Source organism: Candidatus Zymogenaceae bacterium, from assembly GCA_016931225.1.
Lineage (GTDB): Bacteria > Desulfobacterota > Zymogenia > Zymogenales > Zymogenaceae > JAFGFE01.
In genome coordinates this window covers 17,987-34,933 of the sequence record JAFGFE010000046.1, presented here as the reverse complement: position 1 = coordinate 34,933, position 16,947 = coordinate 17,987, and the positions used below count along the sequence as shown (strand labels likewise).

17 protein-coding genes are annotated in these 16,947 nt (G+C 55.2%); 10 read left to right on the top strand and 7 right to left on the bottom strand.

Annotated features, from left to right (window positions below):
• Positions 1-290 precede the first annotated feature (290 nt).
• From JW885_16885 to JW885_16865, 5 genes are all read left to right on the top strand, one after another.
• Positions 291-1,817: a long-chain-fatty-acid--CoA ligase gene (locus JW885_16885; protein MBN1883841.1), complete on the top strand. Its 1,527-nt coding sequence runs from the start codon at positions 291-293 to the stop codon at positions 1,815-1,817.
• A 474-nt stretch (positions 1,818-2,291) separates the two neighbouring features.
• Complete coding sequence (locus JW885_16880; protein MBN1883840.1) at positions 2,292-2,633, top strand: winged helix-turn-helix transcriptional regulator; 342 nt, start codon at positions 2,292-2,294, stop codon at positions 2,631-2,633.
• Positions 2,634-2,840: 207 nt separating this feature from the next.
• Positions 2,841-4,148 carry a permease gene (locus JW885_16875; GenBank protein MBN1883839.1) on the top strand — a complete coding sequence of 436 codons (1,308 nt, stop codon included), beginning with the start codon at positions 2,841-2,843 and terminating at the stop codon, positions 4,146-4,148.
• Positions 4,149-4,177: 29 nt separating this feature from the next.
• On the top strand, positions 4,178-4,417 hold the full coding sequence (locus JW885_16870; protein MBN1883838.1) for a TM0996/MTH895 family glutaredoxin-like protein: 240 nt from the start codon (positions 4,178-4,180) through the stop codon (positions 4,415-4,417).
• 246 nt (positions 4,418-4,663) lie between these two features.
• Positions 4,664-5,488 carry a sulfite exporter TauE/SafE family protein gene (locus JW885_16865; protein ID MBN1883837.1) on the top strand — a complete coding sequence of 275 codons (825 nt, stop codon included), beginning with the start codon at positions 4,664-4,666 and terminating at the stop codon, positions 5,486-5,488.
• Between the two features lie 390 nt (positions 5,489-5,878).
• Here the strand turns inward: JW885_16865 and lysM are convergent, their stop codons facing one another.
• From lysM to JW885_16830, 7 genes are all read right to left on the bottom strand, one after another.
• Positions 5,879-6,352, bottom strand: a complete 474-nt coding sequence (lysM, locus tag JW885_16860; protein ID MBN1883836.1) for a peptidoglycan-binding protein LysM — start codon at positions 6,350-6,352, stop codon at positions 5,879-5,881.
• A 75-nt stretch (positions 6,353-6,427) separates the two neighbouring features.
• Entirely contained in the window at positions 6,428-6,835 is a 408-nt protein-coding gene (locus tag JW885_16855) for a DUF4332 domain-containing protein (GenBank protein ID MBN1883835.1), read from the bottom strand.
• A 210-nt stretch (positions 6,836-7,045) separates the two neighbouring features.
• On the bottom strand, positions 7,046-7,495 hold the full coding sequence (locus JW885_16850; GenBank protein MBN1883834.1) for a DUF3795 domain-containing protein: 450 nt from the start codon (positions 7,493-7,495) through the stop codon (positions 7,046-7,048).
• A gap of 56 nt (positions 7,496-7,551) precedes the next feature.
• The gene (locus JW885_16845) at positions 7,552-8,166 is read right to left on the bottom strand and encodes a TetR/AcrR family transcriptional regulator (protein MBN1883833.1); all 615 of its coding nucleotides are present in this window, start codon (positions 8,164-8,166) and stop codon (positions 7,552-7,554) included.
• Positions 8,167-8,190: 24 nt separating this feature from the next.
• Complete coding sequence (locus JW885_16840) at positions 8,191-8,700, bottom strand: hypothetical protein (GenBank protein MBN1883832.1); 510 nt, start codon at positions 8,698-8,700, stop codon at positions 8,191-8,193.
• 89 nt (positions 8,701-8,789) lie between these two features.
• Positions 8,790-10,061: an acyl-CoA/acyl-ACP dehydrogenase gene (locus tag JW885_16835; GenBank protein MBN1883831.1), complete on the bottom strand. Its 1,272-nt coding sequence runs from the start codon at positions 10,059-10,061 to the stop codon at positions 8,790-8,792.
• Between the two features lie 727 nt (positions 10,062-10,788).
• Entirely contained in the window at positions 10,789-12,243 is a 1,455-nt protein-coding gene (locus JW885_16830; protein ID MBN1883830.1) for a CoA-binding protein, read from the bottom strand.
• 306 nt (positions 12,244-12,549) lie between these two features.
• Between JW885_16830 and JW885_16825 the strand changes: the two genes are divergently transcribed.
• The 5 genes from JW885_16825 to JW885_16805 all read left to right on the top strand — a co-directional run bounded on the left by JW885_16825 (position 12,550) and on the right by JW885_16805 (position 16,944).
• Positions 12,550-13,707, top strand: coding sequence for a nucleotidyltransferase family protein (locus tag JW885_16825; protein MBN1883829.1), 1,158 nt, complete (start codon positions 12,550-12,552; stop codon positions 13,705-13,707).
• A 300-nt stretch (positions 13,708-14,007) separates the two neighbouring features.
• Positions 14,008-14,373 (top strand): PqqD family protein, encoded by a 366-nt coding sequence (locus JW885_16820; GenBank protein MBN1883828.1) that lies wholly within the window; start codon positions 14,008-14,010, stop codon positions 14,371-14,373.
• Complete coding sequence (locus JW885_16815) at positions 14,370-14,633, top strand: PqqD family protein (GenBank protein MBN1883827.1); 264 nt, start codon at positions 14,370-14,372, stop codon at positions 14,631-14,633. Before JW885_16820 ends, JW885_16815 begins: the two co-directional genes overlap by 4 nt.
• A gap of 83 nt (positions 14,634-14,716) precedes the next feature.
• Positions 14,717-15,853, top strand: a complete 1,137-nt coding sequence (locus tag JW885_16810) for a radical SAM protein (GenBank protein MBN1883826.1) — start codon at positions 14,717-14,719, stop codon at positions 15,851-15,853.
• Positions 15,853-16,944, top strand: a complete 1,092-nt coding sequence (locus JW885_16805; GenBank protein MBN1883825.1) for a radical SAM protein — start codon at positions 15,853-15,855, stop codon at positions 16,942-16,944. The genes JW885_16810 and JW885_16805 overlap by 1 nt, the downstream gene beginning before the upstream one ends.
• Positions 16,945-16,947 lie beyond the last annotated feature (3 nt).

Genomic DNA, 16,947 nt, shown 5'->3' with positions numbered 1-16,947 from the left:
GTCAGAAAGGAGCCGTCCGCATGTATGGACAGGGGGACGGCGCGCGGCCGCCCTCTCGGACACACGGAGATGCATAAAAACCACCCTCATTCCAACGGGAGAATATCTAGGCCGAGAGAGGGGAAATGAATACACGACAGGTTCACAGTGCTAAAATCCCGCTCACACACGCCGCATGGAAATTCCTTGACTTTCACACCCAAAGTAATAGTATCTGAAAACAGCATCTCGATATTCTCTTCACATCTTGCTTCCCACATACCTTTTTTAATCTGTTTCGGAGGAATATTATGAATTTAGGAGGCCTGGTCGCACGGAATGCGCGTACGATACCGGACAAAGAGGGGATCATTTACGAGAAGAACCGGTATACCTGGAAAGAAGTAAACGAGCGGGTGAATGCGATTTCGAATGAGCTTATCAAACAGGGAGTCGGAAAAGGCGATAAGGTCGCCATGTGGATGTTCAACTCGGATCTCTTCATGCTTGCCTTCTATGGGATCGTCAAGGCCGGCGGGATAGCCGTCCCGGTCAATTTCAGGCTGGCGGCCCCGGAAGCTGAATATATCTTCGACGACAGCGATTCGGTGGCGGTCATCTTTGACGATATTTTTGAAGAACCGATAATCGAGATGAAGGGCCGCCTGAAAAAGGTGAAAAATTTCTATTCCGCGGGCCCGTGTCGTTTTACGGGGTGTGATGCTCTTGAGGAGGTGATCGCAAAAGGTTCAAAAGACGAGCCGAACGTTGCGGTTGATGAGTTTGATGAGAGCGAGATCATCTACACCTCGGGCACGACCGGACGACCGAAGGGCGCGGTGCTCTTACATCACAGCCAGATGGTCATCACGACCACCATGGCGAGTCTTGTGGGGTTGAATCCGAAAGACAGGCTGCTTCATGCGGCGCCGCTCTTTCATTCCGCGGAGCTCAACCTCTACATGAATCCCGGGACGTATCTCGGGTGCACCCACGTGGTGAACAAGGAGTTCTGGCCCCCCGACAAGGTCCTTGATCTCATGGTGAACGAAAAAATAACGCAGTTTTTCGGCGCGCCGATCATGTACACCATGCTCATGGGAGTCCCCGATTTCGATAAGTACGACCTGTCTCACGTGCGGTTCTATGGATACGGGGCGGCGCCCATGGCCGCGGAATCGGTGAAAAACATGATGGAGAAATTCAAGACGACAAATTTCTTCTGCATGTGCGGCTTTACCGAGGGGGGACCCGGCGGGGTCGCGCTCCTTCCCGAAGATCAGATCAGAAAGGCGGGGGCAGGTGGGAAGTATGTGGTGAACATGGAGTCGAGGCTTGTCGATGAAAAGGGAAACACCATCACGGAGCCGGACGTGGTCGGCGAGCTGGTTGTGTCGGGAGACACCATCATGAAGGGATACTATAAGAGGCCCGAAGCCACGGCCGACGCCATAAAAGACGGCTGGGTCTATTCGGGAGACCTGGGCGTCATGGACGACGAGGGATACATCACCCTGGTGGACAGAAAGAAAGACATGATCATCACGGGCGGTGAAAACGTGTACAGCAAGGAGGTCGAGGACGCCATCTATGAAAACGCGAAGGTGGTGGAGGCCGTCATCATCGGATTGCCCCATCCCGACTGGGGGGAAACGGTAACGGCGGTGGTTGTGGTAAAAGAGGGGGAAGAGATGACCATCGAAGAAATGAGGGAATTTCTCAAAACACGGATCGCAGACTATAAGATTCCCAGAAAGCTCGAGGTAATTGACGCGCTGCCGAGAAACGTCTCCGGAAAGGTGTTGAAATATCAGCTGAGGGATCAGTTCAAAAAATAGATCATATATAAATAACGTATCAATGAGGGGGGCCAACATTTTTCATGTGAGCCCCCTTTTTTTACAGGGTATTGACAATCCGAGATGGTGTGCAGACAAGAGGAAAAGGACGGCACGACATTTTGAAGGCGGGATTGTTGGATATGGGGAAGATGTTGAGATTTCCGTGTGAAAAGGAGGTAAAACGTTGCAATCCTTTTTGCCGGTTGAATCGATCCGGGGAATTGACCCCTGTGTAAAAACATCGCCAACAGCCCCTCACATAACCGCTTTCCGGATGCGCCTTGCACCTGATGAAAAGTCAATATTGTGATGTTCCCTCTCCATTTTATCATTGACAATTCCCTGTGTATTTGGCAAAATAGACAAATAGTGATTCGAAAAGCGCATCAAAAAGCGTGATAGAAGTATGACGGAAGGGAATCCGCCGTGAGCGGCGGGGCCGATCTCAATACTTTTTCAGAAGAGTTTTTTATGGATGATCGGACCAGACGGTACCTAGAGGAGAAATCGAGGGTATTCAAAGCCCTGGGGCATCCCACCCGGCTTTTCATCGTGGAGGAGCTGGCGAGGGGGGAGCGGTGCGTCCATGACCTGACGGAGATGATCGGGGCGGATATCTCCACCGTCTCCCGGCATCTCTCGGTCCTCAGGAACGCCCGGATCATCAGCGACGACAAGCGGGGCGCCCAGGTTTTTTACTCCCTGGCGGTGCCGTGCGTGATCAACTTCTTCTCGTGTGTGGAGAACGTATTGGATACCGTGGCCGAGGATATCGACGCGGTCCGGGAGAACCGAGATACCGCGGGAACGTAATGGCGCCGCACGACGCAATACAACAACACGGGAAAAAATGATGAATTGAATAGATAACTCGGTGCTTTTGCTTCTTTTTTTTTGGGCGATTTAGCGAATTTGCCAAATCACCAATAAATGTTCAGGACATCGGAAACAATGAAAACTGGGAGTGAAGCCGGACACCGTTTTTTTCACACATCTTGAGATACAAAGGCACGATAGGATATGGACACGAAACAGGAATTGAAAATTGCAGGGATAATGGCAGGGGTGTTCCTCGCCGCTTATTTTCTGCCGGTGGGAAGCGACCGGTTCGACAATGCAATACTGGAGGGCTTCTATCTTCTGAGGGAATACGCCCGTCTCCACGTGATCACCTGCCTTGTGCCGGCGTTCTTCATCGCCGGGGCGGTGACGGTTTTTCTCTCCAGTGAGGCGGTGATGAAATACCTGGGCGCCGGGGCGAAAAAGGTTGTCTCTTACGGCGTGGCATCGGTCTCCGGCTCGTTCTTGGCGGTGTGCTCCTGCACGATACTCCCCATGTTCGCGGGGATCTACCGGGTGGGCGCGGGATTGGGTCCGGCCACCACGTTCCTCTACGCCGGTCCGGCCATCAATATCCTCGCCATCGTCCTGACGCTCAGGGTATTGGGCCTGGAGATCGGCCTGGCCCGGGCCGTGGGCGCCGTCGTCTTCAGCGTGGTCATCGGTCTCTTCATGCACCTGATATATCGAAACGAGGAGCGGGAAAAGGCCGCCGCCCAGGCCAATCTTCCCCCGGCCCACGTGACCCGCCCCCTGTGGCAGAACGCCCTGTTTTTTGTGGCGCTCCTGATCATCCTGGTCTTCGCAAATTGGGGCGCCCCCAGGGGGGGCTCCGTCGTGTGGGAGGCGATATACAATGCGAAGTGGATCGTCACGGCGATCGGCGGGCTGGCCCTTGCGGTGATGCTCGTCATGTGGTTCGGCGTCCGGTGGTGGAAGGTAGGCCTGGGCGTTGTCGGGACGGCGGCGGCGGCGTTGTTCTTCCCCGGCCTTCCGGTGGTCCCCTTCGCCGCAGGCATGGCGGCGTTGGGCGTCGTCACCGCCACCGATCCGATTGAAGACGGAGAGACACGGCAGTGGTTCGAGTCCACCTGGGACTTCGCCAAGCAGATACTGCCGCTTCTGTTCATCGGTGTCTTCGTGGCGGGGATCCTGTTGGGCCGCCCCGGCCACGAGGGAATCATCCCGTCCGCCTGGATCTCCGCCGCCCTGGGGGGAAATTCGTTGGCGGCCAATCTCTTCGCGTCGGTGGCGGGCGCCTTTATGTACTTCGCCACCCTCACCGAGGTCCCGATCCTCCAGGGATTATTGGGGGCGGGAATGGGAAAGGGCCCGGCCCTGGCGCTGCTTCTGGCGGGCCCGGCCCTGTCGCTCCCGAACATGCTGGTCATCAAAAGCGTCATGGGCGCGAAGAAAACCCTGGTGTATATCCTATTGGTGGTGGTTATGTCCACCGCCGCCGGGACGTTTTACGGAGCGATATTCTAACAACGAAAAATGATACGGGAGAATGATCGATGAAAAAAATTCAGATTCTGGGCACCGGCTGCCCGAAATGCATGAAGCTCGCCGAAAACGCCGAGAAGGCGGCCCGAGAGCTGGGGATAGACTTTGAGCTGGTGAAGGTCTCCGAGATAGACGAGATCACCTCCTTCGGCGTGATGTCGACCCCCGCCTTGGCGGTGGACGGAGAGGTGAAGCTCGCAGGGAAGACTTCTTCAACAGAAGAAATCAGGAATATACTAAATGAAGAATAGCAAAACATTGAGATAAAACGGATATTGAAAATGTATAAAAAACATACTATATTCTACTGATTATTCTGATTGCTCCGCCTGGGCATGGGAGCACAACATAAAGTTGAAAGAGATCGGAATCGAAGAGGGGGTGGTGTTGTATTGCTCGGTTCGGTTTCTGAAAAGGGTATCGGAAAATCAAAAAACCCGTGTTTGTCTTGAAAAGAGTTTGAGACGGAAACACTCAAAAAAAGGGAGCCGTGAAAAATGGAATTGACACATATAATTGTTTTATTACTGACAGGTGTGGTTGTCGGGATTGTCTCCGGGATGCTCGGTGTCGGCGGATGTTTCATAATGGTCCCCGTCCAGTTTTGGGTGTTAACATCAGTAGGCGTAGATCCAACCATTGCGATTCGCGTGGCTTTCGGTACAAATCTGCTTGTCGTCCTGCCGACCGCATTGAGCGGTGCCTACAGACACAATAAAAAGAATTCGGTTTTGTGGAAACAAGCGATCACTCTCGGAGTCTTGGGAGGCAGTGCTGGTTTTGTTGGCGCGTTCGTAGCTTCACATTTGCCGGGTAATGTTTTGAAAATCATATTCGGTTCTGCAATCCTCCTCGGTTCTTTGAGAATGATTACCGCAAAACCGATGAGAGCCGAAGGAGAAATAAACAAGAATATTGTCAATTACATTGTTTGGGGATTGATTCTGGGATTTATTACCGGTTTGATCGGTATTGGTGGTGGTGTGTTGATAATCCCTATCATGATACTATTTCTAAATTTCAACATGCTTGAAGCGGTCGGAACATCAACCGGAATGATGATATTCACCGCTATCGGTGGTGCTTTGGGTTACATGCTCATGGGATTGGGAGAAAGCGGTTTGCCCGGCTATTCAATTGGATATGTAAATCTTTTACAGTGGATTCTCTTGGCGGGAACAAGCATCCCCATGGCACAGGTTGGCGCTCGTATTGCCCACAAGATCAACCAAAAAACTCTAAAATGGATTTTTATCGTTGTAATGGTCTATATGGGATTAAAGATGATAGGTGTTTTCACCTGGGTGGGTTTGCCGTTATAAGCAAGTTTGGTGAGTATCAGCAATATTGCCTGGTAAAAACGAGAATATGTAAAGATACATTGGTTTTTTCTCAAGCATTTTATTAGTTTGGAGGGAAAAGAACATGCTAATCACACGAAAGATGGTGCGCCTTTTTAGTAATTGTGTTTTTTTACATTTTTTAACATATTGAAAGGAAACATTATCCGGTAATGACACTGTGTGTTGGGAGACGTTCCTTCACAGGATTTCCCCCACGGTCTCTGATATCAGGATCATCGGTATCGAGGATATGAAATAGTGTCGGCAGATGATATCAGCACACAAAAACGCCCTCTCCATTTGATGAAGAGGGCGTTTCTTTTCGTTTTTGTATGCAATAGAAATTATTCGTCTAACCGGTCGAAACACCTATTCGGGGGGGATGCGGATCGTCTGCCCGGGATATATGAGGTCCGGATTTTTAATGATTTCCTTGTTTGCTTCGAATATCTTCATGTACTTGTTGCCGTCGCCGTAGTATTTCTTCGCGATCTTGGAGAGGCTGTCTCCCTTGACAATGGTATAAAATTCACTCGCGCCGCCGCCGCCGGAACCGATACCCTGGGCGCCGGCCGCTCCGCCGACCTTCATCTCTTCGGTTTCAACCTTGCCCACACCGGCGATGTTGCCCGCCATGAGGATGGCCTTTTCCAGGACGTCCTCGTTCTCGGCGTCGCCCTTGAGCTTGATCATGTCGCCGACCATATCCACCGCCAGGTCTTTGACCTTGCCGCCCAGGGCCTTTTTGAGGTAATCCTGTATATTTGCCGGTTTTTGCGCTTCGGCCTCGTCACCCTTCAGGATGGCTTCGCCGGCGTCTTTTACGAATTCAAACAATCCCATGTTCGTTCCTCCTCTTTCAAATTATATATATTGATTGACTAAAAATTATAGCACAGCACAATCCGAAATAACAGATCAATATTCCACCTTCGGTGGTAAAGATTTCGCCTGTTCCACCCAGCTTTTCACGCCGTTTTTCGAGGGAAGCTTTCTGACCAGTTTTTTGTTGCTGTTGGTTTCCTTGATACTTTCGTAGAGATTGTCGGCGTTTCGGTTTCTCAATTCCTTGACGGTATCAACTCCCGCCTCTTCCAGGAGGTCCGAGTATTCCTCGCCGATACCCTTTATACGCATCAAGTCCGAAAGGTTCACCCATTCCAGGATCAGTGCGTGGCCGATGCCGGTGGATTTTTCAAGATCATCCCGGCCTGCGGGGGTTCTGCCTTGTTCAAGAAGGTCCTTCGTCGTTCGAATACCGACGGCGTTGAGTTTTTGGGCGTACACGGGCCCGATCCCTTCAATGTCCTTGATCGGATATTTCATGAATTACCTCCTAATATGGTATATTTTATGTTTTAATTAATGGTATCTCCCGGGAGGTGAAAAGGCAAGGAGAAAATAAAAAAGTGTTGATATGTGAGAAAGCAAATTTACATTAGTAAAATTTCTTACCGTCAAAACAGGACGGCAAAACGAAACCGGAGACGACGTCGTCCCCGGTCTCTTTGTGTTTTCCGCTATTCCGGTTCGGGGTCAGTCCATATCGACTTCCGTCTTGCAGTTGCGGCAGCGCTTGGCGCCCCTGAACAGCTCATAGCCGCACTCGGGACATGTGTAGCGGGCGTGTTCAGCGGCCACCCACGCCTCGGTGCCCATCTCCCGCCACTGGGGAACGGCCCGGAGGATGACCCGTTTGCCCACCTCTATCGGAAAGGTCTCGATATGTTCACAGGGAAATTCATCGCACTGGTAGCAGCCTTCGTACCCCTTCTCTTTCGTGCAGTCCTTGATGTGACACATAGTGCAGAATTTAAAAGGGTTTTCCGAAAGGCATCCCTCGCACCTGATCTCGTCGGCGGTGACGCCGTATATGCCGCAGAGGCGCTCCTTGAATTTTTGATTATCGTCCCGGTGGGCGATCATGATCGCGCATACGCCGCAGTAGAGCCCGCAGGGGGCCAGCCATTCCTTGTTGATCTCCATGTTCAATACTCCATACAGGGGTAAGAAAATATGTGGTCTTCGTGTTGACGCGGTTTTTATCCGCGTTCCGTGCTTGTCGAAAACCGGTCGGCAATGACTCCGGCGAGCCTGACGGTGTGCTCCCGTACCTCCTCGAGTGTCCTCCCCGGGTAGGTGGCATAGCTGATCATCACGCCGTTCAGGGCGGAAAAGAGGGCCTGGGCCGTCGAGCGGTTGTCCCCATCCGGCGAGTGGAAGGTGATGACATCTTCGATCACGTCGAGAAAGCTTCGCATGAGCGGATTCAGCTTCGCCACCGCCTCCGGGGAAATCCTCCCCCCCACCATAAAGTGCGCCATCATCTGGTAGAAGGAGAGATTGTCGTTGAGAAAAGTCACGTATCGCTGACACAGGGTTTGGATATCCGGGGGATTCCCTCCCTCCACCTGGCTGCCCAACTCCTCCACCAGCTCCCGGGTTCGTACGGATATGATGTCGATGAAGAGGTCGTCCAGGTTTTCGTAGTAGCGATAGATGGTGCCGGGGCTGACGCCGGCCTCCCGGGCGATTTCCCGAACGGTGACGTTTTTGAAATCGTTCTGGGCGAACAGCGTGAGGGCCGCCGAGAGGATCAGCTCCCGACGGGCCTCCCGCTCCTTGTTTCTGAGGTCGTCGAATGTTTCTATCGTCATGGTTTCTTTGTTGTATCTGTTCTCTCAACCGTTGAAGGTGAATTTCATGGTAACGACACACTCTTTTCCCCGGTACTTGAGGCACCGGCTGAGGTCCGGAGTTCGCTCATAGTCGAGCTCCATGGCGTCGAGCCATCCCTCGATCCGCTCGAAGATGCCGCACTCGTACTCTTCTATCACGCCGAATTTCGTCATCCCCCGATGGGCGAAGCAGTCTTTTATTCGAAAGATCATTCGGTCGTCGTCGGTCCACTCAATGTCGAAATCCATAAACGGTGGTACCAGAAGCAACATGCCCTCCTCGGCGATACGTTTTACCTCGGCAAGGTTTTTCGGCATCGGAGCATCGGTCTGTTTCAGAAAGCGCGCAAATTCGATTTGCCCCAGCTTTCGGCAGACCCTGAGGTTCATGGGTGACGCCTCTTTCATGCCCAGGGCACCGGCGGCTTCCGCGTACCAGAGGGCGTCGTGGGTCATCCAGTTTTTCATGATGTATTCATGCCGCTCGGTCTCATCAAGGGGTCGAAAACTCATATCCTCACTCCAGTACGTCATGGATCGAAGGTTCGGAGCCGTATTGAATACGACGGCCCTCCCCGGTGATTATTGCACTGTTTTAAAGCCTAATCGGCGGCGTCGTTGTGCACCTGCCACATGTCGTCGTCGGTGAATATCCGCTCTGATTCGTCCGGATTCATAGCGTCCCGCTCCAGCTCCCGTCGGTTGTAGGGCTGGTTGAGCACCTCGTCGTAGTATTCGTGCTGAATGAGGAGACTCATGATCTCCGAGGTCCCTGTCCAGATGAGGGAGAGGCGGATATCCCTCAGCGCCCGCTCGATGGGATAGACGTCCGTATAGCCGATGCCGCCCATGACCTGCATGGCGTTATTGACCACATTCCACGCGGTTTTGGTGGTGAACTTTTTCGCCTCGCTGACCAGGCGGCGGACGTTGGGGTAATCTGCGTCGATGGCCTTGGCTGCGGTGTATACCAGCCCCCGGGCGGCGTCGAGCTCCGTGATGGAGTCTGCGATCAAGAAGTTGACGGCCTGGAATTTCCTGATGAGCCGCCCGAACGCCGCGCGCTTGTTCGAATAGCGAAGGGCCACATCCAGCGCCCCCCACACCCCCAGGCACCCAGCCGCCGAGGTCATCCGCTCGGGGATCATCATCTGGTTAAAGCAGATCGCCCCGCCGTGGAGTTCCCCCACGACGTTTTCCCTTGGGACCTTCACGTTGCGGAACACCAAACGGCCGGTGCCGCCGCCCCGGCAACCCAAAAGGCCGTACTGATACTCCACCTCGACTCCCGGCCCCTTATCCACGATCAACAGGCTGATCTTGCTGTACTTGTGGGCGTCGGGATCGAAGTTCGTCTTGCAGTAGACCAGAAAGAAATCCGCCCCGTCGGCCCCTACGACGAAGCGCTTCTGACCGTTGAGGATGAAGTGATCTCCCTTAAGCTCCGCTTTCGTGGTGGCGCCGAAGAAATCGGAGCCGCCCCTCGGCTCGGTCAGCGCCTCGGCGGAGATGAGCTTTCCCTCCAGCATGGGCTTGAGGTATTTCTTTTTCTGCTCGTCGGTGCCGAAGACGGAAAGCGCCTCCCCAACAATAGAGGGCATGGAATAGGCGCACCCTAAAGCCATCCCCAGGCTACCGATTTCCTCCAGGGCCGCCACCTCCGCCGCCCAGGAGAGGCCCCGGCCGCCCCATTTCTTGGGGAAGCGGACGCCGATGAGGTTTTTTGCCGCCAGCTTCTCCACATACTCCCGGGGATAGGTGATCTCGTCGTTGTCCATGGCCCGGAGAAAATCCGGGGTGATCTCCTCCCGGACGAACGCCCGTACCTCGTCCCGGTAGGCCAACTCTTCCTTCGTTAATAAAAAGTCGTACATGGCGTATCCTCCATCGTATCGATTTGTATGGTGAGTGTTTATTGTTAAGATGGTTTGAAATATTGTTCAGTATAGTAAACGCTGTTTATTCTGTCAATAGAAATCATCCGAAAACGGATAATCCATGGGTGTTTGCTCCTTTGTGTGGGATGGAGGATGACGCCGGGTACGCGGATATCGTGCCCGTACAGATATGGAAGGGTGGGGATGGCAGGGGGATGAGGTGAAGACGCCGACGGCAATCATCATCCCCTAAAAAAGGGTGCGGCCCGGACATCGTCCGGGCCGCTGGTATGAAAAAATATAAAAGAGGGTATAAATGGGGTATATGAGTATTGGATATCTATTTTCAACTATACGATATCATGTGAGGGATACGAGACAGTGACAGGCGTCACAGATAAACGTTTTTTTGAAGTATCGGAAAAACATTCAACCCCTATCGTCAGTGTTCGTCGTTTCGGGCGGGCGTTACGGAATAATGACGTCGGCAAAACGACGCTGTGGGGTGGGTTCGATGCTTTTTCACGATGCGGGGTTGTGTTTTATCCTCGAAGCGGCCCGGGAAAGGAAGAAAACGACTCTCTCACGTGCATTTCCGACTGTGTCTTCTAAAAAAGCCGACGCGTTTCTATTTATGAGGACCCCGGGGCATGCACATCCATCGCTTATCGTTCGACCTGGATCATCGATGGGGCGGGACGTATTCTCCGTAGGTATATCCTGTTTATAGTTCGTCGCGCCATCGGGCGTATCGATTCATGGCCGCCAATGCGGCGGCGGCCCGCTCCGGCGTGGGAAACACCGGGACGTCCATCTCCATCATCCGGGCCACGGGCGTATCGAGCTTGCCGTTGAACGACGCCGCGACGAGGGGGATGCCGCTGTTTGCGACGTTGCGGACGAATGTTTCGAGGAGATTTGTGAGGTATTGATCGTATCCATCGAGCATCTCGGCTTCGGGGCGTTTGAGGATCTCCATCTTCTTTTTCGCATGGGCACCGCTAAAAACCCCGTAAAAGAGAACCGCATCCGCCTCGCCGCTTTCAATGACGAGCTTTGGAACGGTGATAAAAAACTTTTCGAGATCGAAGTCCATGGTGATGTCCACGGGATTGCCGACCTGGGCGGTATGGACGACGACGTCTCTGAGTTTTTTCTGGAGCGTGGGCGAGAATTCGGGAATCGAGAGACCCTGCCTGGCCGCGGCGTCCACCATCGAGGTGCCGGGACCTCCGGAATTGGTGATGACCGCCACCCGGTTTCCCCGGGGAAGCGGCTGGACGGAAAAGGCGTGGGCGAAGTCGAACAGGTCTCCCACACTGGCTGCCCGGATGACACCGGTCTGGTGAAACACGGCATCGGCGATGGCGTCGTCTGTGGCCACGGCCCCGGTGTGGGATTTCCCCGACCGGGAGCCCTCCTCGGTGCCGCCCACATACAGGACCACCACCGGCTTTTTCCCGGTCGCATACCGGGCCGCCTCCAGGAACTTATTTCCGTCGGAAAATCCCTCGATGTAAGCGGCCACCGATCGGGTGTGCTCGTCATCGGCGAAGAAAACCAGGGAATCTGCTATGTCGATGTCCGACTGGTTCCCGGCGCTGACGGCGCTTGAGAGGTTGATGCCGTGCTGGGAAAAATAGTAGAGCGGCTGAGTGACGTAACTGCCGCTCTGGGACACCAGACCCATCGCTCCGGGCTTTCCTTCGGAGTAAAACATCGAGCAGTTGAGCTTGACGGACGTATTGATGATGCCGATACAGTTCGGGCCGGTAAAGCGGATGCCGTGCTTTCGCGCCGTGGCCAGGAGCTCTTGCTCCAGGGCGGCGCCCTCCGGCCCCATCTCCCGGTATCCCGCGGTGATGACGACAGCGTTCATGATGCCCCGTTTTCCGCAGTCTTCCAGTACCGTGGACGCCACCGTGTTCGGGACCACGATGATGGCAAGATCCACAGGCTTCGGAAGGTCTGCTATGGAGGGGAACACCGGAACCCCAAGGGCGGTTTTCGCCTTGGGGTGTATGGCGAAGATATCGCCCTCGAAGCCGCAGGCGATGATGGTGGAAAGCAGGTTCGTTGCGGGATTTGAAAAATTGTCGGACGCCCCCACCACGGCCAGGGAAGAAGGTGTGAGGATTCGCTTCAGGGCCGCCGCAGAGTCGAGGAGGTCGGGGTTCATGTGTCATCCTTTCGGTTCATGTGTCGCCCGGAGGAAACGGTCACAGAGTCGGCCGGAATCAGGTTTCTTATTATACGGTGCCGTAAAGCGGGATGTCAATATGGATATCAATATAAAAAGTAAAAGGAAAGCAATATCGTTTTATTTCGGCACAGCACGGGCCGTCTCGCGTGATGTGATCTGTGCCTGTGGTGAAACGGGGCGTTTTTCTCCCGGGTGTTTCCGGTTGCCTCATGACGCGTGTGTCTGGTACTATGGTACAATATCCATCGTCATCGACTGCGGGAAGACAAAAGGAAGCACGGTATGTATACGGTGAGATCGGTCACCACCAGAGCCCTCTCCAGATATTGGCGGGGGGTGGATGCGGCCGCCGCTTTTGCCGCTCCCGATCATATCCCTTCGGGTCTTGTGACCTTTGCCGCCGCCCGGGGCAGCCTGGGGCCGGTGGCCGACGCACTCGAGGTGTGGGGATTGGCGGAACTTCTCCCTGATGGGGACCGGGCGGATATGAAGGCCGCGCTTGTCAGGAGCGAGCTGTTCAACCACGCCCAGTCACGGGCCGTCTCGGAGTTCCTGTCGCTGTCCGGTGATGCCGGTGTGCCGGTGGTCCTCTTTAAGGGCCATGATCTGATCAACCGCTATTACACAAAAGATATCCTTCGCCCCACCACCGACGCGGATATCCTGATCAGAGAAGGAGACAGACGTGAAGTTGAGAGGCTCCTTTCGGCGTCCGGATTTTCCCCCCCCAATGGATCGGGGTCGAGCTGGACCCGGGGGGCGCTGGCTATCGACGTACACACCGAATATGTGGACGCCCGGAGGATATCCGGCAGGCGCCACCTTCCGCGCATCCCCACGGAACATATCTTCGGGGCGGCAAAGCCCCAGAGACTTCACGGCGCCCCCTATCTGTCTCCGGATCCGTATCATACCCTTGTTCTGACGGCGCTGCACGCCCTGACCCATTCCTATCTGATGGATTTCTGGTTTCTGGATATCGCCGTCGTCATCGCGTCCATGGGGGAGGATTTCTCATGCGACACGCTTCTGGCGGAGGCGGATCGGTACGGTCTCGGTTTTTCGGTCGAGCCGATGCTCTGGGCGCTGGGGAGTCTCTTTCTCTATCCGCTGCCGGAGGGATTCCTCGAAACCGTGCGGCCGAGTCCGCTCCTCCGGCGTTTGATAAGGAGTGCCACGGAGCGCACGGAGTATCTGTTCTTCGGCGAGGCGGTGCTCGGATTACATGTTGACACGTATAAGAAAAAATTCTATTATTTTAGGGGGCTTATATTCCCGGGACGGGAGGTCGTCGCCCGGGAGCTGGGTGTCCGCAGAGGGGGGTCGATGCGGCTCTTATTTCTCCGGGCGGCGCACCTGTTGAGATCCCTGGGGCGTATCGTGATACACACCCGTGGGATCGGGGGCTCGGACGGCGGATCCGGAAAAAAGGCGCGCTGATCCGTCTCATACCGTCTGGAGGCGCCGTGTGTGGCCGTCTCTTTCGACGACCGCCCGTTTTATATGGAATGCCATCGTGCCGGTTGAGCCTTGCGGATTGTCGGCGTCATTTCGTGACGGGGTCGGCGAAAAACGCAATGAGATATAAGCTTCGAGTCGTCTTATGCGGAAGGGGTACAATCCTCATCTCCGACCGCGCGCTTCATGACACGGCCGAAAGCACCTTCGATTTGCAATCGCCCGGGGGAAAACGCATGTTTCCCCAGCCTTTTTATATCCAGATAACGGGAGTGCCGAGGAGTGCTCGGAAGGTTTTTTCTGTTTTTTCGAGGCGCCTACAAACAGGCGGCGGCATTCCCCCGATGGCTGCCGGGCGGCATCGTGTTTTCACGCAAAGAGACGGCGCTCGTCTCCCACCTCGACGACGGATCGTGTGTGGTGTTCAATCTCTCAGACCGCATGTCCTACCTCCTCAACGAGACGGCGGGCATCGTCATCGGGCTGTCCGATGGTGGGAGAAGCATCCGGGCCGTTGCACGGGAAATGTGCGATATCTATCGGATCGATGATCGGCGAAAGTCTCGAGAGATCGTCGGTGACGTGAAACGCGTGTATCGACGGCTCAGTCGGTTCGGCATCGTATCTCGGGAGGGCAAAAACCGATGAAATACCTGCGAATGAAACCCGGTCTGGTCCTCCGTACCGAGGAAGACGGTGCGTTTTTGTTCGATCCACTCGACGATATATTGGTGTGCGTGAATGAAACGGGCCTGGAGGTCGTACGGTCTCTGGAGGAGGGGAGATCGATGGATCAAATCATCGAGAGGCTCACCGATCTCTACCCGGATATCGAACGGGAGAGCCTCATCGCGGATGTAGACTCCTTTGTCCAAAAGCTCGTTGAACGGGGGCTGGCGGAGTCCTGAGCTGCTTGCGAACGATCGGGCGATCGCGTCGCCCACGGGGAGGGAGACGTTTCCCCCAGATAGAAAGAAGAGGACCTACCGGCATGACTGATATCATCCAATCGGAAATAATCGGGGCCTCACCCGCCGAGTCGGAATTCCTCGCGCCGAAGATACCTTCAGCCCCGATATCACTGTTCATCTCCATCACGTCCCGGTGTAACATGGCCTGCCGTCACTGTGCCGTATACAGCCCGGAGATACACTACGGGCAGGACCTGAGCACCGAACAGTGGCTCTCGTTCTTCAAGGAGATCGAGCGTCTCCAACTGTTCAAGGTCAAGATCAGCGGCGGCGAACCGTTCGTCCGTGAAGACATCTTCACGCTGCTGGACGCCCTGTACGCTCTCCCCATACGGCTGTCCATTAATACAAACGCGACGCTCATCGATAAGGACGCCGCCCGTCGCCTGGCGTGGTATAGGGATCGGCTTGATGACATCATGGTGAGCCTCGACGGCTCCTGCCCCCGGACGTATGACGCCCTGCGGGGATCCGGGACCTTTGAACGGGCCGTCCCGGGGATTGAGTCTCTGGCCGAGCACGTTGGGAAGGTGACGGCGTACTGTACGGTGACCCGTCTCAATATGGACGAGCTCCCCCGGATTTTCGAACTGTCCCGGGATCTCGGGATCACGAGCATCAAGTTCAACGAGCTTTTGCCTGAGGGAAGGGCGGTCGCGAACGGGGCCGATCTTCACCTGCACAGGTCCGAGCGCAGTGCCGTTATCGATCGGCTCAAGGAGATAAAGGAGGTCGGCGGGGGCGTGGCCGGGACGTTCTTCGAGGTGGACGATATCTTCGACTCAGTACGGTGTCTGGAGGGGCACGGGGCCGCCGATGATGCGCTTCCTTCCTTTCTGAGCGGATGCGGTGCGTTGGTGCGGGAGTGTGCCGTCAGGCCGGACGGGTGGGCGACGCCGTGCGATCGACTGCCGGCGTTAACCGCCGGACATATCCTCGAGACCCCCCTGGACGTCATATGGCGGGAGTCGGAGACTTTTGCCTTTTTTCGAAGCAGGTTCATCACGCCGCTTTTATCTCTTCCCCAGTGCGCCGATTGCCCCTACACCGCCGGGTGCACGGGGGGATGCCCCGCGGGGGCGTATGCGGCGCATGGAACGATTATGGCCCCCGATCCCGCATGCTGTTATCGTCTTCACACGCAGGGAAATATATAATGCAACCCGGCGCCGGAAAACACGATCCGCCCCTTCCCCATCTCAGGTGGCTCTATCTTTACCTGACCGATGGATGCAACCTCAGGTGTGTTCATTGTTGGCTGTCGCCCCGGTATGTTCCGGACACGTCCAAACAACGAGGGCTGACGGCGGATGATGTGGCCCGGCTGATTCAGGAAGGGCGGCCGCTGGGAGTCGGCGCCGTAAAGCTGACCGGCGGCGAACCGCTGATGAACGACGAGTTTTTTCGGATCGTCGAGGTTTTGGCCGCGGAAAACGTGAGAACCACCGTGGAGACAAACGGGGTGCTTGTCGATGAAGAGACCGCTTCATTTCTAGGCGCGCACCGTGTCAGTCACGTGAGCGTCAGCATCGACAGTCACCGCTCGTCCTTTCACGATCGATTCAGGGGGGTCCCCGGCGCTCTGGACAGGTCCGTCGACGGTATCGAGCACCTGGTCGCCCACAAGATACCGGTACAGATCATCATGAGCCTGACGCGCGACAACGAGGAGGATATCGAGGGCGTTGTACGGCTGGCGGAAGAATTGAAGGCGGCGTCCGTAAAAATAAATCCGGTCATGCCCGTCGGACGGGGAGACGGGATGATCAAAGAGAAAAAAAACCTGCCGGTGGCCAGGCTGATGGCGCTGGATCGGTGGCTGGAAGCGGATATCACAAAGCGGTACCGGATGAACGTCATCATGACGCTCCCATCGGCGTTCAAGTCGATCCAAAGCTTCTTCAGCGGCTCCCGGTCGGAATGCTATATCCTGAACATCCTAGGCGTCCTCGCCAACGGGGATATATCTATCTGCGGCATCGGGACCGCCGTACCTGAGATGGTCATGGGAAACATCCGAACCGATTGTCTGAAGGATATCTGGGAGACGAGTCCCATCCTTCTGAACCTGCGCGAAATTGTGCCCGACGGCATGGAGGGGGTGTGCGGAAGATGTCTGTTGAAAAAAAGCTGCCTCGGCTCCTGCAGGGCCAACGAGTACGTCCTGTCGGGAAGCCTCGCCGCACCCTACTGGATGTGCAGGGAGGCCTATGAACGGGGCATCTTTCCGACTTCGCGTCTCCTGTAATGG